Below are 20294 nucleotides of genomic sequence, written 5' to 3' on the forward strand. Positions count from 1 at the left end.
TCGGTCATGAGTGGTTACCTCCAGCCGGCGGCTCCGGGGCCTCGGCCGCGGCGGCCGGCGCGGGCCGGCGGGCCTGGAACAGGCCGCGCAGCCGCTGGATCGGGGTGGGCGGCAGGGTGCGGTTGGCGCCCCGGGCGTAGTGCCGCTCGATGTAGTACTGGCCGACCGTCATGATCGAGGTCATCAGCAGGTAGTAGATCGAGACCGCGATCAGGACCGGGATGGTCTGGAAGGTGCGGGCGTAGATGTCGTGACCGGCCGTGAACAGCTCGACCAGCGCGATCACCTGCACCAGCGAGGTGTTCTTCAGCATCGAGATGGTCTCGTTGCCGGTCGGCGGGATGATCACCCGCATCGCCTGCGGCAGCACGATCCGGCGCATGGTGGCGGTCCGGCTCATGCCGAGCGCGTGCGCCGCCTCGGTCTGGCCCTCGTCCACCGACTGGATGCCGGCGCGGACGATCTCCGCCATGTACGCGGCCTCGTTCAGGCCGAGGCCGAGCAGCGCGGCGGTGAACACCGGGATCAGGGTGTTGGAGCTCTCGGACCAGAACGACGGTCCGAACGGGATGCCGAGCGACAGCTCGGGCCAGAGCGCGCCGATGCTGTTCCAGAACACCAGCTGCACCAGCAGCGGGGTGCCGCGGAAGATCCAGATGAACACCCAGGAGCTGCCGGAGAGCACCGGGTTGCCGGACAGGCGCATGACGGCCAGCAGCACGCCGCCGATCACGCCCATCACCATGGACAGCACGGTCAGTTCCAGCGTGACCCAGATGCCGTGGATGACGGTCTGGTTGGTCAGCGTGTCGCCGACCACGTCCCACTTGATCGCCGGGTTGGTGAGCAGCGCGTGGACCAGCATCGCGGTGAGCACCGCGATGACGGCCACGCCCGCCCAGCGTCCGGGGTGGCGCACCGGGACGGCCTTGATGGCCTCGGGCCGTCCCGGTTTCACCGACCCCTGGTCGGTCTTGTTCACGTGATTACCTCGTCAGGGGTTCGGGCGGCGGAGGGTCAGCTCTTGGCGGCGTTGATCTCGGAGGTGGTGACGGCGCCCGCGGAGACGCCCCACTTGTCGAGGATCGACTTGTAGGTGCCGTCGGCGATCAGCGCCGTCACCGCACCCTGGACCGCCTTGGTGAGGTCGCTGCCCTTGGCGACGACGATGCCGTACGGCGCGGAGTCGTAGGTGTCGCCGACCTTCTCCAGCTGGCCGTTGGTCTGCTTGATGGCGTAGTCGACGACCGGGGAGTCGGCGAGCATCACCTGGTCGCGGCCGGCCACCAGCGCGCCGGTGACGTCGGTCTGCAGGGTGAACTTGTCACCGTCGTTCGGGATGGTCGGCTTGCCGGCCTTGACGCAGTCCGGGTTGCGGACGTCCTTGATCTCGTCGGCCTGGGTGGTGCCGGTCTGGACGGCGACCTTCTTGCCGCAGAGGTCCTTCGGGTCGATCTTGTCCGGGTTGCCCTTCTTCACCGCGGCGGCCGAGCCGGCGGTGAAGTAGGTGACCATGTCGACGGTCTGCTCGCGCTCCTTGGTGTCGGTGAAGGAGCTCATGCCGAGCTGGTACTTCTTCGACGCGATGCCCGGGATGATCGAGGTGAAGTCGGCGTTCTGGACGTCCGCGGTCAGGCCGAGCTTCTGCGCGATGGCGACCGCCAGGTCGACGTCCATGCCGACGATGGCGCCCTTGTCGTCCTTGAACTCGTTGGGCGCGTAGGACGCGTCGGCGGCGACCACCAGCTTGCCGCTGGACTTCACGTCGGCCGGGACCAGCGCCGCCAGCGACGGGTCGGCGGAAGCGGACTTCACCGAGGCGGTCGAGCCCGCGGAGCCGGTGGAGCCCGAGGAGCTGGACGAGCTGCTGCACGCGGTCAGGAGCAGCGAACCGGCCGCGAGGACGGCGCCCGCGGCGACCAGCCGGCTGCGCGAGGTACGAGCGGTCATGAGGGGGATCTCCTCCTGGGGAGTCTGACGGGGCGCGCCGCCGGGGGAAGCGGTGCGGGTACGGCTCTGTTCGGTGCTCGCCACCCTCCGCCGAGGTGGACACGTGTGATCCGAGTTGTGGGGAATCCTGCCACTCGGTCCGGGGTAGCGGGCCCTGGATCAGATCAAAATCGGATAACGGGACCACCGACTGTCCGCTATTCGGACGATTCCCTTGTCCCTGTCACCTTCTGTATAAGTATGCGGAGCGGAACCCGCCCGGCGCGGGACGCCGGGCCGGGTGTCCGCCGCACTCAGAAACCGCCGTTGATCACCGCGTTCTGCGCCGCACCCGCCGACACGTTCCACTTCGCCAGCACCTTCTCGTACTCGCCGGTGCGGATGATCCGGTCCAGCGCCTTCGCGAGCGCGTCCCGCAGCGCCGCGTTCTCCTTGTGCACCGCGATCCCGTACGGCGAGGCCTGCAGCTGCGCGCCGGTCAGCTGGAACTGTGCGCCGTTCTGGCCCTGCTGCGCGACGTACGCGGCCACCGGGTAGTCGTTCAGGTCGGCGGTCGCCTTGCCCTGCGCCACCATCGTCAGGGCCTGGTCGTCGGTGTCGGTCAGCTTCACCGTCATCGGCTTGTGCGCCTTGTCGCAGGCCGAGGTCTGCCGCTGCACGATCGCCGCCTGGGTGGTGCCGCGCTGCAGCGCCACGGTGCGGCCGCACAGGTCGTCCAGCGAGGCGACGTTCTGCGGGTTGCCCTTGGCCACCACGATCGAGGTGCCGGCGATGAAGTAGTCCACGAAGTCCACGCCCGGGTTCACCTGCGCGCCGGAGTCGTCGGTGCCGTCCCGGCGCTGCCGGTTGTCGGTCAGCGCCGACATCACCGCGTCGTACTGGTGCGCCTGCAGGCCCGGTATCAGCTTCTCGAACGGGGTGTCGGTGAACTGCACCTGCACCCCCAGCGCCTCGCCCAGCGCCTGCGCCAGGTCCGGGTCCAGCCCGTCCGGCTTGCCGCCCTGGTTCTTGAAGTCCACCGGCGCGTAGTTCAGGTCCGCCGCGATCCGCAGCACCCCCGCCTTGCGCACCGGCTCGGGCAGCAGCTTGTGCAGGTCGGCGGCGGCCGAGCCGCCCGAGGCACCGGCGGCGCCGCAGCCGGTCAGCAGCAGCGATCCGGCCGCCGCGGCGGCGCCGAACCGGCCGGCGGTGCGGGCCACGGCAGGGTGGGTGGCGATCAGCATGAGGGTGCTCCTGTGGGAGAGGCGGTGCGGTCCCCGGCTGCGCTTGGGGTGAGCGCGCGGGAAGGGCCGGACGAGACGCTGCGGGTGCGCGAACGTCCGGACAACGGTGGTCGAACACCGGATACTGCCATCCCGGCCTGCTGAGCCGGGTCACGGGTGTGTCAGAATCTGGTACCGGGTGACCCCCGACGCAGGACTCAGACCGCCGGTTCGCCACAGGGCCGGGGTGCGCAGGACCGGAAGCCGAGACCGGCTCTGGATCCGAGGCACCGGAAGGCCCGGCACAGGTGCAGTGCCGAAGCCCTGACGAACAGCGCAGAACACCGAAAACCCTCACCCGAGGGCGCCGCCCGACGGCCGCGCCCCGACCCCGGCTCCGGGTACGCCAGGCGGCGTGCCCGCCTTCGCGCATCGCCGCGACCGGTGTCGACCGCCCGTCGGATCGCGCGCCTTCGCTGATATGACGAAGAGGTCATTGTGGCAGCGGAGATCATCCATACCGACACCCAGAGCACCGACGACCCCGTCGATGCCGTCTTCGCGCTCCACCGCGGCGGCAAGATGGAGATCCGGGCCACCGTGCCGGTGCGCGACGCGGACGACCTGTCCCTCGCCTACACCCCGGGCGTCGCCCGGGTGTGCACCGCCATCGCCGAGCAGCCCGCCCTGGTGAACGACTACACCTGGAAGGCCAACACGGTCGCCGTGGTCACCGACGGCACCGCGGTGCTCGGCCTCGGCGACATCGGCCCGGAGGCCTCGCTGCCCGTCATGGAGGGCAAGGCGATCCTGTTCAAGCAGTTCGGCGGCGTCGACGCGGTGCCGATCGCGCTGGCCTGCACCGGCGTCGACGAGATCGTCGAGACCGTGGTCCGGCTCGCCCCGTCCTTCGGCGGCGTGAACCTGGAGGACATCTCCGCCCCGCGCTGCTTCGAGATCGAGAAGCGCCTGCAGGAGGCCCTGGACATCCCGGTCTTCCACGACGACCAGCACGGCACCGCGATCGTCACCACCGCCGCCCTGTGGAACGCCGCCAAGGTGACGAACCGTGAGATCGGCTCGCTGCGCGCGGTCATCTCCGGCGCCGGCGCGGCCGGCATCGCGATCGCCAAGATGCTGGTGGCCGCCGGCATCGGCGACGTCTCGGTCTGCGACCGGCGCGGCGTGGTGTACGAGGGCCGCGGCGACCTGACCGACGTCAAGGCCGAGATCGCCGCCCTCACCAACAAGGAGGGCCTCAAGGGCAGCCTGGCCGACGCGCTGGTCGGCGCCGACGTCTTCATCGGCGTCTCCGGCGGAACCGTCCCGGAGGAGGCCGTCGCCACCATGGCGCCCGGCTGCTTCATCTTCGCGATGGCCAACCCCAACCCGGAGATCCACCCCGAGGTCGCGCACCGCTACGCCGCGGTCGTCGCCACCGGGCGCTCCGACTTCCCGAACCAGATCAACAACGTGCTGGCCTTCCCCGGCATCTTCGCCGGCGCCCTCTCGGTGCGCGCCAGCCGGATCTCCGAGGGCATGAAGCTCGCCGCCGCCAAGGCCCTCGCGGGCGTCGTCGCCGAGGAGCTGACCCCGCAGAAGGTCATCCCGTCGCCGTTCGACGAGCGGGTCGCCCCGGCGGTCACCCGCGCGGTCGCCGAGGCCGCGAAGGCGGAGGGCCTGGCCCGCCTGTAACGACGCGGCCGGATGCGCAATATGTGAACCCTCACAGCGGGGCGTGGTTACTCCACCACGCCCCGCAGGGCTATGGTCCGGACATGTTTGCTGCCTACGCCGCCCGTATCAGTCCTGACGATCCGTTGAGCGCGCTGGAGCTGGGCGAGCTGCCCGAACCGCAGGCGCGTCCGGGGTGGAGCGTGGTGACGGTGAAGGCCGCCACCCTGAACCACCACGACCTGTGGTCGCTGCGCGGGGTGGGCCTGCCCGCCGAGCGGCTGCCGATGATCCTGGGCTGCGACGCCGCCGGGGTCGACGAGGACGGCAACGAGGTGGTGATCCACTCGGTGATCGGCCAGAGCGGCCACGGCGTCGGCCCGAACGAGCCCCGGTCGATCCTGACCGAGCGCTACCAGGGCACCTTCGCCCAGCGGGTGGCGGTGCCGGCCTGGAACCTGCTGCCCAAGCCGGCCGAGCTGAGCTTCGAGCAGGCGGCCTGCCTGCCCACCGCGTGGCTGACGGCGTACCGGATGCTGTTCACCAACGCCGGGGTGAAGCCCGGCGACACCGTGCTGGTGCAGGGCGCCGGCGGCGGGGTGTCGACCGCGCTGGTGGTGCTGGCCAAGGCCGCCGGGCTGCGGGTCTGGGTGACCGGCCGGGACGAGGCCAAGCGGGCCCGGGCGGTGGAGCTCGGCGCGGACGCGGCGTTCGAGAGCGGCGCCCGGCTGCCGGAGCGGGTGGACGCGGTGATGGAGACGGTCGGCGCCGCGACCTGGTCGCACTCGGTGAAGTCACTGCGTCCGGGCGGCACCATCGTGATCTCCGGGGCGACCAGCGGCCCGAACCCGAAGGCCGCCGAGCTGAACCGGATCTTCTTCCTGGAGCTGAAGGTGGTCGGCTCGACCATGGGCACCAAGGAGGAGCTGGCCGGCCTGCTCGCGCTCTGCGCCAACGCCGGGATCCGCCCGGTGATCGACTCGGTGCTGCCGCTGGCCGAGGCCCGCGAGGCGTTCGCCCGGCTGGAGAAGGGCGAGGTCTTCGGCAAGCTGGTGCTCACGCCCTGAGCTGACGAGGCGTCAGAAGCCCATGCCCGAAGGGCCGCTGACCCGTCCTCAGCGGCCCTCCGTGTCCATGTGGTCCCGCGGCGCGGTGCCCCCGGTCAGTGCTCGAACAGCGCGCGGGCGGCGGCGGCCAGCGCCTGCCGGGCGCGCTCCAGCCGGGCGGCGTCCACGCCGGTGTCCCGGGCGCCGTCGCGGACGTGGTCGCGGAACCGGTCGAGCAGCCGCTCCAGTTCGCGGGCCGGGTCGCCGTCCGGGTCGATCCGGGCCCAGTCCGGCAGCTCCGCCGCGGGAACGGTCTTGTCGAGGTCGATCCGGACGCTCTCCGCGGGTGCGGCGGCGCCGGCCGGCCGGGTCTCCGCCGGGCTGCCCCAGCGGGCGGAGTCCGCCAGCGAGCCGAGACCGCGGGTGAGTTCGGCCAGGCCCTCGGCGAGACCGGTGGACCAGTCGCCGCGCGAGGCGTGCTCGCGGACCTGCTCCTCGACCCGCCGCTTCAGCCGCAGCGCCTCCTCCTGGGCGGCGCTGCGGGCGGCCCGGGACTGCTCACGCAGCCGCTTGGCCTCCGCCTCGGCCTCCTTGGCCTTCAGCCGGGCAGCCTTCTCCTGCTCCTTGGCCCGCCGGGCCTGCTCCCGGGCCTCGGCCTTGAGCTGCGCGAACTCCTCCTTGGCACGCTGCCAGGACTCCTTGTCCCGCCACGAGCCGCCGGCGAACGGGTCGAGGGGCGCGGCGGTGCCGGACTGCTTGGCCTGCTGCCACATCTCGTCGCGCAGGTTCTTGGCGCTGGTCCGGACGTCGTGCCGGATCGCGCCGGCCAGCTGGCCGACCGAGTCGTGGATCTCCGCCTCCAGGGCGGCCAGTTCGTCCTGCCGGGAGGCGAGTTCGGCCCGCCCGGCGTCGGTCAGCCGGTACACCTTGCGGCCGCCCTCGACGGCATGGCTGACCAGGCCCTCGGCCTCCAGCTTGGCCAGCCGGGGGTAGACGGTGCCCGCGGAGGGCGCGTACAGGCCGTGGAAGCGCTCCTCCAGCAGGCGGATCACCTCGTAGCCGTGCCGCGGGCTCTCGTCGAGCAGCTTGAGCAGGTAGAGGCGGAGCCGGCCGTGGCCGAACACCGGGGTCATCTCAGACCTCCTTGGTCAGGTCGAGCCCGCCGACGGGCAGTTCCTTCACCGGCCGGTCCTCCTCGGCGTCGGGGCGGCGCTGCACGGTGACCGCGCCGGTCACGGTGGTCACCTGCAGGTGGCCGCGGCCGCTGCCGAGCTGGCCGGAGAGCTTCTTGGACCCCCAGCCGCCGCCGACCGTCAGTTCGGAGAAGGCGCTGGAGAGGGAGCCGGCGGTGGTGCCGGCCTCCACCCGGGCGTCGGCGAGCGAGGGCAGCCGCACGCCGACCGCCCCGGAGACGGTGGTGACCGCGATGTCGGTCGGGGTGGTGACGTCCAGGTCGAGGGTGACCGCGCCGGAGACCGAGTTGGCCCGGATCCGGTCCGCGGTGCCGGCCACCAGGGTGACCGCGCCGGAGACGGTGTTGACCTTGAGCTCGCCGGACAGGCCCTCGGCGTCGATGTCGCCGGAGACGGTGTTGGCCTGCACCCGGCCGGTCAGGCCCGCCAGCGTGGTGTCGCCGCTGGCGCCGTGCACGCCGACCTCGCCGGTGATCCCGGAGACGGTGGCGTGCGCCGAGACGGTGCCGAGCTTGACCGCGGCGGCGGCCGGCACGGCGACGGTCACCTCGGCCCGGCGCTTGCGGCGCAGCGAGGAGAAGAACGACTTGACGGTCTGCACCGACTTCACGGCCTCGCCGAACTCGTGCCAGGAGAGGTCCTTGTAGGAGACGGTCAGCACCCCGTTCTCCAGGCTGACCTGCAGCGGGTCGCCCTCCAGCAGGGCCACCTCCAGCCGGGCCGGCCCGTCGGTGGGCACCACGTTCACGGTGCCGTCGACGATCCGCACGTGCAGGGTCTGCACCGGCTCGTCGAAGGCGATGTTCTCGGTCGCGTCAACCGTCCACTGGGTCATTGCTCTCTCCCCGTCCCTCCATACGCGATGTATCGCGTTCTCTTGATATTCACGATATATCGCGTATGGAGAAAGTCAAGGAAGCCGTGCCCCGGAGACCACCCGCACCGGACCCCGAGCCGACCCGGAGTCCGACCCCGAGAAAAACGGCACGGCCCGGGAGGTGGGAACCTCCCGGGCCGTGCCGTTGGACCGACCTGCCGTCAGTCCTCGTCCTCGTCGTCCAGCCGGGCCAGCCAGGTGGCCAGCCGCTCCACCGGCACCTCGAAGTCCGGGTTCAGGTCGACGAACTCCCGCAGGCGCTCGGCCAGCCACTCGAAGGTGACCTCCTCGTCGCCACGCCGGTTCTGCAGTTCCTCGATGCCGCGGTCAGTGAAGTACACGGTGGGTCTTTCTCCGGTCGAAGGGGGGTGTCAGATCGCGTAGACCTCGTCGAGCAGCGCCTGCTGCTCCGCGGCGTGCCGCTTGGCCGAGCCGACCGCCGGGGCCGAGGAGGCCGGGCGGGCGACGCGGCGCAGCCGGGCGCCGTTGGCGGAGCGGCCGATGACGACCTGCAGGTGGTCGACCAGGTTCATCGCGATGAACGGCCAGGCACCCTGGTTCGCCGGCTCCTCCTGCGCCCAGATGAACTGGACGCCCTCGCCGTAGCGGCTCAGCTCCTCCTGGAGCTCGGCCACCGGCAGCGGGTACAGGCGCTCGACGCGGACGATCGCGGTGTCGGTGACGCCGCGCTCGGTCCGGGCCGCCTCCAGGTCGTAGTAGAACTTGCCGGAGGTGATGACCACCTTGCGCACCTGCGCCGGGTCCACCGTCGAGTCGCCGATCACCGGGCGGAAGCCGCCGGAGAGGAACTCGCTGGTGGCGGACGCCGCGGCCTTCAGACGCAGCATCGACTTCGGGGTGAAGACGATGAGCGGCTTGTGGTGCGGGTTGTGCGCCTGCCAGCGCAGCAGGTGGAAGTAGTTCGACGGCAGGGTCGGCATCGCGACCGTCATGTTGTCCTGCGCGCACAGCTGCAGGAAGCGCTCCGGGCGGGCGGACGAGTGGTCCGGGCCCTGGCCCTCCATGCCGTGCGGCAGCAGCAGGGTGACGCCGGAGTGCTGGCCCCACTTCTGCTCGGCGGACGCGATGTACTCGTCCACCATGGTCTGCGCGCCGTTGACGAAGTCGCCGAACTGCGCCTCCCACATGACCAGCGCGTTCGGGCGGGTCAGCGAGTAGCCGTACTCGAAGCCCATCGCCGCGTACTCCGACAGCAGGCTGTCGTAGACGGTGTAGCGGGCCTGGTCCTCGGTCAGGTACAGCAGCGGGGTGTAGTCCTCGCCGCTGTTGCGGTCGATCAGCACCGCGTGGCGCTGGCCGAAGGTGCCGCGGCGGGAGTCCTGGCCGGCCAGGCGGACCGGGTGACCCTCCATCAGCAGCGAGCCGATGGCGAGGGTCTCGCCCATCGCCCAGTCGATGGTGTTGTCCTCGACCGAGGCGGCGCGGCGCTGCAGCTGCGGCAGCAGGCGCGGGTGGACGGTCAGCCAGTCCGGCAGGTTGACCTGCGAGGCGGCGATCCGCTTGACCATCTCCTCGGAGATGCCGGTCTGGATGGAGACCGGGAAGTCGGCGACCGGCTTGCCGTTGGCGGCGCCGACCGGAGCGGTGGCGGCCTCGCGGACCTCGGCGAAGACCTTCTCCAGCTGTCCCTGGAAGTCCTGGAGCGCCTGCTCCGCCTCTTCCATGGTGATGTCGCCGCGACCGATCAGCGCCTCGGTGTAGAGCTTGCGCACCGAGCGCTTCTTGTCGATCAGGTCGTACATCAGCGGCTGGGTGAACGACGGGTTGTCGGCCTCGTTGTGACCGCGGCGGCGGTAGCAGATGAGGTCGATCACGACGTCCTTGTGGAACTGCTCGCGGAACTCGAAGGCCAGGCGGGCCACGCGGACCACGGCCTCCGGGTCGTCGCCGTTCACGTGGAAGATCGGCGCCTCGATCATCCGGGCCACGTCGGTGCAGTACATCGACGAGCGCGAGGAGGTCGGGGCGGCGGTGAAGCCGACCTGGTTGTTGACCACGATGTGCACGGTGCCGCCGGTGCGGTAGCCGCGCAGCTGCGACATGTTCAGGGTCTCCGCGACCACGCCCTGGCCCGCGAAGGCCGCGTCGCCGTGGATCTGGATCGGCAGCACCGGGAAGGTCGTGCCGCCGAAGTCCAGGATGTCCTGCTTGGCGCGGGCGATGCCCTCGACGACCGGGTCCACGGTCTCCAGGTGCGAGGGGTTGGCGGCCAGCGACACCTTGATGGTCTCGCCGTCCAGGCCGGTGAAGGTGCCCTCGGAGCCCAGGTGGTACTTCACGTCGCCGGAGCCGTGCATCGACTTCGGGTCCAGGTTGCCCTCGAACTCGCCGAAGATCTTGCCGAACGGCTTGCCGACGATGTTCGCCAGCACGTTCAGGCGTCCGCGGTGCGCCATGCCGATGACGGCCTCGTCGAGGCGGTGCTCGGCGGCGGCGTCGATGGTGGCGTCCAGCAGCGGGATGAGCGACTCGCCGCCCTCCAGCGAGAAACGCTTCTGCCCGACGTACTTGGTCTGCAGGAAGGTCTCGAACGCCTCGGCCGAGTTCAGCCGGCGCAGGATGCGCAGCTGCTCCTCGCGCTCCGGCTTGGTGTACGGCTTCTCCAGGCGCTCCTGCAGCCAGGTGCGCTGCGCCGGGTCCTGGATGTGCATGTACTCGATGCCGACGGTGCGGCAGTAGGTGTTGCGCAGCAGGCCGAGGATGTCGCGGAGCTTCATCATCTTCTGGCCGCCGAAGCCGCCGACCGCGAACTCGCGCTCCAGGTCCCACAGCGTGAGGCCGTGCTGGACGACGTCCAGGTCGGGGTGCTTGCGCTGCTTGTACTCCAGCGGGTCGGTGTCGGCCATCAGGTGGCCGCGGACCCGGTAGGAGTGGATCAGCTCGATGACGCGGGCGGTCTTGTTGACCTCGTCGTCGTGGGTGGTCGCCACGTCGGTGGCCCAGCGCACCGGCTCGTACGGGATCCGCAGGGACTCGAAGACCTCGTCGTAGAAGTCGTTCGAGCCCAGCAGCAGCTGGTGGATCGAGCGCAGGAACTCGCCCGACGCCGCGCCCTGGATGACGCGGTGGTCGTAGGTCGAGGTCAGCGTCATGATCTTGGAGATGCCCAGGCGGGCCAGCGTCTCCTGGGAGGAGCCCTGGAACTCGGCCGGGTACTCCATCGCGCCGACGCCGACGATGGTGCCCTGGTTCTGCATCAGGCGCGGCACGGAGTGCACGGTGCCGATGCCGCCGGGGTTGGTCAGCGAGACCGTGACCCCGGTGAAGTCGTCCATGGTCAGCTTGTTGGCGCGGGCCCGGCGGACGATGTCCTCGTAGGCCTGCCAGAAGCCGAAGAAGTCGAGGGTCTCGGCCTTCTTGATGGCCGCGACGACCAGCTGGCGCTCGCCGTTCGGCTTGACCAGGTCGATGGCGAGGCCCAGGTTCACGTGCTCGGGCTTCACCAGGTAGGACTTGCCGTCCTCCACCTTGTAGCTGTAGTTCATCGCGGGGTTGGCCTTCACGGCCTGCACCAGCGCGTAGCCGATCAGGTGGGTGAAGGAGACCTTGCCGCCGCGGGCGCGCTGCAGGTGGTTGTTGATGACGATGCGGTTGTCGATCAACAGCTTGGCGGGCACCGCGCGCACCGAGGTGGCGGTCGGAACCTCCAGCGAGGCGTCCATGTTGGTGGCCACGGCCTTGGCCGGGCCACGCAGCTGGACCAGCTCCGGACCCTCGGCTGCCTTCGGCGCGGCCGGGGCGGCGGCCTTCGGCGCGGGCGGCGCGGCGGGCGCGGCCGGCAGCGGCGCGGGCGCGGCCACCGGGGCGGGTGCGGCGGGCGCCGGAGCAGCGGGGGCGGACGCGGCCGGAGCAGCGGCAGCGGGAGCGGCAACGGGGGTCGGCGGGGCGCCGACCGGGGTTGCGGCCTGGGTCACTGAAGTCACCTCGGTACCGGGCTTGTAGTCGGCGAAAAAGTCCCACCAGGCCCGGTCAACCGAGCTCGGGTCCTGGAGGTACTGCTGGTAGATCTCGTCGACGAGCCACTCATTGGGGCCGAAGCCAGTGGAGCTTGCCGAGCTGGGGGTTTCTTGGTGTGGCGACACGGGGCAACCGCCCTCTTCCGCTTCCTTTTGGGATGGTGGACAGCGGGGATTAAGGCTACGCCTCCGACGAGTGATCGCGCAGTCCCCGGCGGTCAGGCGTCGCCCAGATCACATCAAGGGGTCGGAATTTGGCTTGATCTGAGCGTTAGAGATGCCGGAAAGGTGGGAACTGACCCCATTTCCATACCGGTTGATAGTCGCCGAAAATCGGACAAAACCAATGGTCTGGACCACTTGGCAGGTCCTTCGGGCTCGGTCCGACAACGGTTCGGCCCCGGTTTGTACCAGTTCTGCGACAAACTATGCCGGAACCGCGCTCTCACCCGGCAGGGTGACCTCGATCCGGCAGCCCTCGGCCGCCTCCGCCACCCGGATCCGGCCGCCGTGCAGGTCCACCGCCCAGCGGGCGATCGCCAGCCCCAGCCCGGTGCCGCCGTCGCTGCCCGGGCCCAGCGCGGTCGGCGAGCCGCTGCGCCCGAACCGCTCGAACACCCGCTCGCGGTCGGCCGGCGGGATGCCGGGGCCCTCGTCCTCGACCTCCAGCAGCAGGCCGCCGTCGTCGGTCGCGCGGGCCCGCACCGTGACCGTGCCGCCCTCCGGCGAGTGCTTGCAGGCGTTGTCCACCAGGTTGGCCACCACCTGGTGCAGCCGCTCCTCGTCCGCCACCGCGGTCAGCCGGTCCGGCTGCACGTCCAGCGCCAGGCGGACGTCCTCGCGGCGTGCGTACGCGCCGCCGGCCACCGCGCCGTCCACCGTCACCCCGCGCAGCACGCCGTCCAGGAACGGGCGCACCAGGAACGGGCGGGTGTCCAGCGGGACCACGCCGTCGTCCAGCTTCGACAGGTCCAGCAGGTGGGTGACCAGGCGGCCCAACCGCTCGGTCTGCTCCAGGGCGGTGCCCAGGGTCTTCGGGTCCGCCTTCACCACGCCGTCCACCACGTTCTCCAGCACCCCGCGCAGCGCCGCGATCGGCGTGCGCAGCTCGTGCGAGACGTTGGCGATCAGCTCGCGGCGGTGCCGGTCGGCGGCCTCCAGGTCGCCCGCCATCCGGTTGAAGGTGTCGGCCAGCTCGCCGATCTCGTCCCGCGAGGCGACCTCGACCCGGGCGCTGTAGTCGCCCTCGGCCATCGCCCGGGCCGCCGCCGTCATGTCCCGCAGCGGGGCGGTCAGCCCGTGCGCGAGGAACTGCATGAACAGCAGCGAGGCGATCAGCGAGAAGATCATGATGACCCGGATCTGGGTCTCCGACCAGATAGCCACCACCACCATGCCGGTGGCCAGCACCACCGAGACGACCACCAGCAGGGCCAGCTTGCCCTTGATCGACCGCACCGGGTCGAACGGGCGGATGTCGGCCCACACCCGGCGCGCCGCGCGCACCGCGAGCGGGGGCTGCGGGGTGAGCTCGGCTTCCCCGTTGCGTTGCTGTGGAAAGGTCATGGTGTCCCTAGGACTCGTCCCCCGTGAACGACCGGAACGCCGCGCGGGCCCCCCGGAGGCCCGAACCGGCGCCGTCCGGTCAGGACAGCGGTGCCTCCAGCGCGTAGCCCACGCCGTGCACCGTGCGGATCCAGCTCGCACCGATCTTGCGGCGCAGCGCCTTCACGTGGCTGTCCACGGTGCGGGTGCCGGACGCGTCGGTCCAGTCCCACACCTCGGCCAGCAGCTGCTCGCGGGTCAGCACCGCGCGCGGCTGCGCCGCCAGGCAGGCCAGCAGGTCGAACTCGGTCGGCGTCAGGTGGACGTCGCCCGAGCCCAGCCGCACCCGGCGCTGCACGTGGTCGATCTCGAGCTCGCCGAAGCGCAGGCTGCCCAGCGCCGGGGTGCGGGCCGCCTGCTGGGCGCGCTCCACCCGGCGCAGCAGCACGTTCACCCGGGCCGCCAGCTCGCGCATCGAGAACGGCTTGGTCATGTAGTCGTCCGCACCGACGCCCAGACCCACCAGCAGGTCGGTCTCGTCGTCCCGGGCGGTCAGCATCAGCACCGGCACCGGGCGCTGGGCCTGGATCCGACGGCACACCTCGAGGCCGTCGAAGCCCGGCAGCATGATGTCGAGCACCACCAGGTCCGGCTGCCAGGTGTGGAAGCCGTCCACCGCGCCCGGCCCGTCGTGGGCCACCGCCACCTTGAAGCCCTCGGCTCCCAGCCGGGCCGCGATGGACTCGGCGATCGTGGGCTCGTCCTCCACGACGAGCACCCGTCGCTGGGTGCCCACCGGGCCGCTGTTCATGGGCTCTTGCTGGATCTCTGTCACGGTCACGCCACCGCCCCCAGGGCTGCGGGCCGGCTGCCTGTGGGGACAGCGGGCTCCGCTCGTAGTCGTCTTCATCCGTCGTGGGCCGTGCCCCGCCCGCCGATGCTCCTGCTCGCAGGGTACGGACGCCGTCGCCGCCAGGGCGGGCGGACCGGAGGAATTTCCGGTCACGGACCGCCTGCGCGCGCCGCCTCCGTGTTTGGCAGGTTCCCGATCGGACGGGCACGGGCCGATACCTTACCCGCAGCACTACCGAGCTGTAACGGTACGTGTGCGAGCGGCAGGTGCGGCGGGCGAGGTCTTCACAGGACTTCCTCAGACACCTCTCAGTCGGCACCCGTATCGTGGGCACGACAGGCGTTCGGGAGGCACCATGACCAGCGCGGAACTGCGACGACGACTGATTCGACCCGGCCTGCGGGCGATCCCCACCCCCCGTGCGAACCCGTTCGCGCTCGGTTACCTCGCACTGCTGCTGGGCACCACGCTGTTCGCGCGTTTCGGCGACACGGACACCGTCCACCGGCTGCAGTCGCTCTCCTCGACCGACGCGCACAACCTGCTCGCCCACCCGATGCTCTCGCTGGTGGGCTCCGGGCTGTGGGTCGCCGGGCCGGTGTGGATGCCGTACTTCTGGGCCTTCCTGCTGACCGTCGCACCCCTGGAGCGCCGGGTCGGCGCGCTGCGCGCGCTCGGCGTCTTCGCGGCGGGGCACATCGTCGCGACGCTGCTCTCGCAGGGCGTGGTGGTCGCGGTGGTCGCGGACGGGCGGGCCGAGCCCGGGCTGCTGGACGCGATGGACATCGGGGTGAGCTACGGCGTCCTCACCTCGCTGGGCGCGCTGGCCGGGCTGCTGCGACCCGCCGGGCGGGGCATCGCGCTCGGCGCGGGGCTGGCGCTGATCGCGCACCAGGTGGCGTCGGACCCGGACCTGGTGACCTCGGTCGGGCACCCGGCGGCGCTGGCGGTGGGCATCTCGCTGTGGCCGCTGCTGCGAGGGCGGGGGCCGAGGGGGCCGCGACGGGCGCTCCGCGAGCCGGCGTTGGCTCCTGCGGGGTCGCGATCGCTGGCAACTGAGTCTTCGTAGCGCGATCTTTCAGACGCGCGCCTTCCGCCTCGCGCAGTTCCGCCCCCAGCCCCATGAGGGGCTGGGAGGTACCCCCAGCGCCCCTGTGGTGCGCGGGGTTTCTGCGTTCTCTGACGGTGAACACGGGCGGGGGAACAATCCCCGGGCGCCAAACCTTAGTCAGGTCAGCTCAAGTTCACTGACTGGGGAGAGATCATGGCATCGACGTCCACTCCGCTCACCCTGCCCGTGCTGCCGCTCGACGACGAAGTGGTGCTCCCCGGCATGGTGGTTCCGCTGGAGCTTTCGGATCCCGAGGTGCGGGCTGCCGTGGAGGCGGCCCGGGCGGGTAGCAACGGGGGTGGGAAGCCGCAGGTGCTGCTGGTGCCGCGGCTGGACGGGTCGTACGCGGCGGTAGGCACGTTGGCGACGGTCGAGCAGGTGGGCCGGCTCGCGGACGGTGACCCGGCGGCGCTGGTGCGGGCGGTGCGCCGGGTGCGGATCGGCGCGGGGACGACCGGGCCGGGGGCGGCGCTGTGGGTGGAGACCACGCCGTTCCGGGAGTCGGACCCGGGGACGCCGGTGGCCGGGCGGGCCGCCGAGCTGGTCAAGGAGTACAAGGCGCTGTCCACGAAGTGGCTGCGCAAGCGCGGGGCGTGGCAGATCGTCGACCGGGTGGCCGCGATCGACGACGTCGGCGAGCTGGCCGACAACATCGGGTACGCGCCGTTCGCGACCGCCGAGCAGAAGCTGAAGGTGCTGCTGGAGGCGGACCGGCTGGCCCGGTTGGAGTACGCGCTGAGCCTGCTGCGCGACCACCTGGCGGAGGAGGAGGTCAACGACACCATCCGCAAGGACGTCGAGGAGGGCGTGGCGAAGCAGCAGAAGGAGTTCCTGCTGCGGCGCCAGCTGGAGGCGGTGCGCAAGGAGCTGGCCGAGCTGAACGGCGAGTCGGGCACCGAGGAGGACGACTACCGGGCGCGGGTGGAGACGGCCGAGCTGCCGGAGAAGGTGCGCGAGGCGGCGCTCAAGGAGGTCGACAAGCTGGAGCGCTCCAGCGACCAGTCGCCGGAGGGGTCGTGGATCCGCACCTGGCTGGACACCGTGCTGGAGCTGCCGTGGAGCACCCGCTCCGAGGACGCGTACGACATCGCCGGCGCCCGTGCGGTGCTGGACGCCGACCACACCGGCCTGGACGACGTGAAGGACCGGATCGTCGAGTACCTGGCGGTGCGCAAGCGGCGGGCCGACCTCGGGCTCGGGCAGATCGGCGGGCGGCGCGGGGGCGCGGTACTGGCGCTGGTGGGTCCGCCGGGCGTGGGCAAGACCTCGCTGGGCGAGTCGGTGGCGCGGGCGATGGGCCGCTCGTTCGTGCGGGTGTCGCTGGGCGGCGTCCGGGACGAGGCGGAGATCCGCGGCCACCGCAGGACGTACGTGGGCGCGCTGCCGGGCCGGATCGTCCGGGCGATCAAGGAGGCCGGGTCGATGAACCCGGTGGTGCTGCTGGACGAGATCGACAAGGTCGGCTCGGACTTCCGGGGCGACCCGGCGGCGGCGCTGCTGGAGGTGCTGGACCCGGCGCAGAACCACACCTTCCGGGACCACTACCTGGAGGTCGAGCTGGACCTGTCGGACGTGGTCTTCCTGGCCACCGCCAACGTGCTGGAGGCCATCCCGGAGCCGCTGCTGGACCGGATGGACCTGGTGCGGCTGGACGGCTACACCGAGGACGAGAAGGTCGCGATCGCCCGTGACCACCTGCTGCCCCGTCAGCTGGCGAAGGCCGGGCTGAGCGCGGAGCAGGTCGCGGTGGACGAGGCGGCGCTGCGCCGGCTGGCCGCCGAGTACACCCGGGAGGCGGGCGTCCGGAACCTGGAGCGGTCGATCGCGCGCATCCTGCGGAAGGTCGCGGCCCAGACCGAGCTGGGCGGCCGCGAGCTGCCCGCCGCGATCGGGGCGGACGACCTGCGAGCGCTGCTCGGCCGGCCGCACCACGTGCCGGAGGCGGCGCAGGAGCCGTCCGAGCGCCGGACCGCGGTGCCCGGCGTGGCGACCGGGCTGGCGGTCACCGGGGCCGGCGGCGACGTCCTCTACATCGAGGCCTCGCTGGCGGACGCGGAGACCGGCTCGACCGGGCTGACCCTGACCGGCCAGCTGGGCGACGTGATGAAGGAGTCGGCGCACATCGCGCTCTCCTACCTGCGTTCGCGCGGCGCCGAGCTGGAGCTGCCGGTGACCGGGCTGCGCGAGCGGGGCATCCACCTGCACGTGCCGGCCGGGGCGGTGCCCAAGGACGGTCCGAGCGCGGGCATCACCATGACCACGGCGCTGGCCTCGCTGCTGTCCGGCCGCAAGGTGCGCACCGACGTGGCGATGACCGGTGAGGTGTCGCTGACCGGGCGGGTGCTGCCGATCGGCGGGGTGAAGCAGAAGCTGCTGGCCGCCGACCGGGCCGGGATCACCACGGTGATCATCCCGAAGCGCAACGAGCCGGACCTGGACGACGTCCCGGACGAGGTGCTGGAGCGGCTGACGGTCCACCCGGTGGCCGACGTGCGGGAGGTGCTGAAGCTGGCCCTGGAGCCGGCCGAGGTGCTGGTCGCCGCGGCCTGACCGGAAACCACCACGGGCGCGGGCGAGCTCCGCGCCCGTGGTGGTTCGTGCTCGGGACGCGTGGCAGACTGCCCGCATGCCGTCCCTTACGCAGCGGGTGCTCGCCGCCGTGCCGGAGCGCTACCGCCCGTTCCTGGTGAAGCACCGCAAGCTGGTGAAGTTCCTCATGGTCGGGGGGACCTGCTTCCTGCTGACCATGCTGATCAACTTCGGGCTGAAGCTGACGGTCTGCCAGAACAAGCCGGTGGTGGCGCTGACCATCGCCACCGTGGTCACCACGGTGATCTCCTACGTGCTGAACCGGCAGTGGTCCTTCCGGGCGGTCGGCAAGCAGCGCGAGGCGGTGCTGTTCTTCGTGGTCAGCGGGCTGGCGGTGCTGGTGAACGACATCCCGCTGGCGCTGTCGCGGTACGTCCTCGACCTGCGGACGCCGGACGTCAGCCATCTGACCCAGGAGATCGCGGACTTCCTCAGCGGCATGATCATCGGAACGCTGGTGGCGATGGTCTTCCGCTTCTGGGCGATGAGCCGGTTCGTCTTCACCCGGCTGTCCGAGGGGGAGGCCCCCGCCGAGCCGGAGCGGCCCGGGCGGGAGCCGGAACGGGTCTGACGGACGGTCAGCGCCCCCCGGGCAGCGGGCGGCCGAACCGCGGGCCGCCCGCCACGGCGAGGAAGGTCACCGCGACGCCGATCACCGCCCAGGCGGCCAGCACCAGGAACGGCACCGTCAGGTTGGTGGAGTCCAGGTAGGCGATGGAACGGGCGGCCGAGGTGCCGGCGCCGTTCGGGATCCACTGGCCGATCGCCCGCCAGAACGCGGGCAGCAGCGGCGGTGGGAAGACGCCGCCCGCGCTGGGGTTGCCCAGCACCACGAAGACCAGCACCGCCAGGCCGATGCCGACCACGTCGAACAGGCACTCCAGCGCCATGGTGACGGCGCCGACCGCGAAGACCACCAGGGTGCCGAGGCCGGTGAGGGCGGCGATCGAGCCGGGCAGCGCGTCCAGGATCGGGCCGGTGATCAGCGCGCCGCCGAGGCCGGCCGCGACCGAGTAGAGCGCCAGCGTGCCGAGCCGGAGCACCGCGCGGCCGCTGTTGGCGGGCCGGGAGCCGGCGCTGATGCCGAGGATCGAGGCGACCAGGTAGCCGCCGACGCACCAGCCGACCACCAGGTAGAAGGAGGAGAGCCCCTCCGCGTCGCCCGCGGCCAGCGGGATGGTGTCCTCGACGGCGATGGTGCGGCCCTGGGTGGCGGCCAGCTTGCCGACGATCTCCTCGGCCGCGGTGGCGGCGGCCGGTCCGCGGGCGTCGGCGACCAGCAGGGCGTCCTTGGTGCCGGTCGGGTCGACGACCCAGGCCGCGTAGATCTTCTGGTCCTTGATCCGGGACGCGGCGGTGGCCTGGTCGGGCGCGGTGGAGGCGCGTACCGCGTCGTTCGGGACGGCCTCCAGGGCGGCGGTCAGCTTCCCGGCGACCTGCTCGGGGGCGACCACGGCGATCGAGAGCTGGTGCGGCGTCGGGTGGTGCAGGGCGCCGACGTACGAGGTGATGAAGCCGAGCTGGAGCAGCAGGGTGGCGACGACCAGCAGGAACGCGCGCGGGGTAACCGCGTCCCGAAGGTCCGCCGCGAATCCCGTTCCGGGCTCTGCCATGGCGGGGCCTCTCCCTCCAGGAGTGGATCAATACGGGCGAAACGGATACTTCATAACATGAACTAGTTCCGGGGAGGGGGAGGCGCGAGCTGCGCGATACTGAGCGCCATGAACGAGGCCCCCGGTGTGCAGACCCCCGTCGAGCAGGCGTTCCTGGACGTCGAGCGCGAGGTGTTGACGCTGTTCCGGCGCAGTCGGGCGCGGGCGGCGGAGGTCTCCCGGCTGGTCCACCCGGAGCTGGAGGCGGGGGCGTACGCGCTGCTCGGGTTCATCCACGACGCCGGGCGGGCCCGGGTGACCGACGTCGGGCTGCACTTCGGGGTGGGCAAGGCGACGGTGAGCCGGCAGATCAAGGCGATCGAGGAGCTCGGGCTGCTGCGCCGGGAGACCGACCCGCTGGACCGGCGGGCCTCGCTGGTCTCGCTGACCGCCGAGGGGGAGGAGCGGTTCGTCCGTGCGCGGGCGGAGCGGATGGCCCGGTTCCGCTCGCGCCTGGAGGTCTGGGATCCGGCCGAGTTGCGCCGCTTCGCCGAACTGCTGGAGCGGTTCAACGAGCTGACCGAGGGGGTCTGACGGGCGGCGCGGGGGATTCCTTTACCTGAATTTGAAGAAAGTTGTCTTAGTCAACTATCGACGTATAGTTGCTTCAGGCAACGAAATTTCA

16 protein-coding genes are annotated in these 20294 nt (G+C 71.5%); 6 read left to right on the plus strand and 10 right to left on the minus strand.

Annotated features, from left to right (window positions below):
- Positions 1-4: 4 nt before the first annotated feature.
- The 3 genes from ACWD4U_RS04805 to ACWD4U_RS04815 form a co-directional block, all read right to left on the minus strand.
- Positions 5-982 (minus strand): amino acid ABC transporter permease, encoded by a 978-nt coding sequence (locus tag ACWD4U_RS04805; RefSeq protein WP_363450022.1) that lies wholly within the window; start codon positions 980-982, stop codon positions 5-7.
- Between the two features lie 35 nt (positions 983-1017).
- A complete protein-coding gene (locus ACWD4U_RS04810; protein ID WP_363450020.1) occupies positions 1018-1950 on the minus strand; it encodes an ABC transporter substrate-binding protein in 933 nt (310 codons plus the stop codon).
- A gap of 293 nt (positions 1951-2243) precedes the next feature.
- Positions 2244-3173 (minus strand): ABC transporter substrate-binding protein, encoded by a 930-nt coding sequence (locus ACWD4U_RS04815; protein WP_363450018.1) that lies wholly within the window; start codon positions 3171-3173, stop codon positions 2244-2246.
- A gap of 477 nt (positions 3174-3650) precedes the next feature.
- Here ACWD4U_RS04815 and ACWD4U_RS04820 point away from each other — a divergent pair, with 477 nt between their 5' ends.
- Entirely contained in the window at positions 3651-4847 is a 1197-nt protein-coding gene (locus tag ACWD4U_RS04820; protein WP_363450015.1) for an NAD(P)-dependent malic enzyme, read from the plus strand.
- 83 nt (positions 4848-4930) lie between these two features.
- Complete coding sequence (locus ACWD4U_RS04825; RefSeq protein WP_363450013.1) at positions 4931-5893, plus strand: zinc-binding dehydrogenase; 963 nt, start codon at positions 4931-4933, stop codon at positions 5891-5893.
- Between the two features lie 95 nt (positions 5894-5988).
- Here ACWD4U_RS04825 and ACWD4U_RS04830 read toward each other — a convergent pair whose 3' ends face one another.
- The 6 genes from ACWD4U_RS04830 to ACWD4U_RS04855 form a co-directional block, all read right to left on the minus strand.
- Complete coding sequence (locus ACWD4U_RS04830; protein WP_363450011.1) at positions 5989-7005, minus strand: PadR family transcriptional regulator; 1017 nt, start codon at positions 7003-7005, stop codon at positions 5989-5991.
- Position 7006: 1 nt separating this feature from the next.
- Complete coding sequence (locus tag ACWD4U_RS04835; protein ID WP_363450010.1) at positions 7007-7900, minus strand: DUF4097 family beta strand repeat-containing protein; 894 nt, start codon at positions 7898-7900, stop codon at positions 7007-7009.
- A 203-nt stretch (positions 7901-8103) separates the two neighbouring features.
- The gene (locus ACWD4U_RS04840; protein ID WP_363450008.1) at positions 8104-8283 is read right to left on the minus strand and encodes a DUF6104 family protein; all 180 of its coding nucleotides are present in this window, start codon (positions 8281-8283) and stop codon (positions 8104-8106) included.
- Positions 8284-8313: 30 nt separating this feature from the next.
- On the minus strand, positions 8314-12045 hold the full coding sequence (locus ACWD4U_RS04845; protein ID WP_363450006.1) for a multifunctional oxoglutarate decarboxylase/oxoglutarate dehydrogenase thiamine pyrophosphate-binding subunit/dihydrolipoyllysine-residue succinyltransferase subunit: 3732 nt from the start codon (positions 12043-12045) through the stop codon (positions 8314-8316).
- A 300-nt stretch (positions 12046-12345) separates the two neighbouring features.
- Positions 12346-13485, minus strand: coding sequence for a HAMP domain-containing sensor histidine kinase (locus ACWD4U_RS04850; RefSeq protein ID WP_363450004.1), 1140 nt, complete (start codon positions 13483-13485; stop codon positions 12346-12348).
- A 79-nt stretch (positions 13486-13564) separates the two neighbouring features.
- Complete coding sequence (locus tag ACWD4U_RS04855; RefSeq protein ID WP_363450002.1) at positions 13565-14275, minus strand: response regulator transcription factor; 711 nt, start codon at positions 14273-14275, stop codon at positions 13565-13567.
- Positions 14276-14672: 397 nt separating this feature from the next.
- On the opposite strand from ACWD4U_RS04855, the gene ACWD4U_RS04860 reads away from it, so the two are divergent.
- The 3 genes from ACWD4U_RS04860 (at position 14673) to ACWD4U_RS04870 (ending at position 18588) form a co-directional block, all read left to right on the plus strand.
- Positions 14673-15386, plus strand: a complete 714-nt coding sequence (locus ACWD4U_RS04860; RefSeq protein WP_363450000.1) for a rhomboid-like protein — start codon at positions 14673-14675, stop codon at positions 15384-15386.
- 195 nt (positions 15387-15581) lie between these two features.
- A complete protein-coding gene (gene lon / locus ACWD4U_RS04865) occupies positions 15582-17978 on the plus strand; it encodes an endopeptidase La (protein ID WP_363449998.1) in 2397 nt (798 codons plus the stop codon).
- Between the two features lie 76 nt (positions 17979-18054).
- Positions 18055-18588, plus strand: a complete 534-nt coding sequence (locus tag ACWD4U_RS04870; protein ID WP_363449996.1) for a GtrA family protein — start codon at positions 18055-18057, stop codon at positions 18586-18588.
- Positions 18589-18595: 7 nt separating this feature from the next.
- On the opposite strand, the gene ACWD4U_RS04875 is transcribed toward ACWD4U_RS04870, so the two are convergent.
- Positions 18596-19630: an ABC-2 transporter permease gene (locus ACWD4U_RS04875; RefSeq protein ID WP_363449994.1), complete on the minus strand. Its 1035-nt coding sequence runs from the start codon at positions 19628-19630 to the stop codon at positions 18596-18598.
- Between the two features lie 108 nt (positions 19631-19738).
- Between ACWD4U_RS04875 and ACWD4U_RS04880 the strand changes: the two genes are divergently transcribed.
- Positions 19739-20203 (plus strand): MarR family winged helix-turn-helix transcriptional regulator, encoded by a 465-nt coding sequence (locus ACWD4U_RS04880; RefSeq protein WP_363449992.1) that lies wholly within the window; start codon positions 19739-19741, stop codon positions 20201-20203.
- Positions 20204-20294: the final 91 nt, after the last annotated feature.

The sequence above is a fragment of the Kitasatospora sp. NPDC002522 genome, assembly GCF_053595195.1.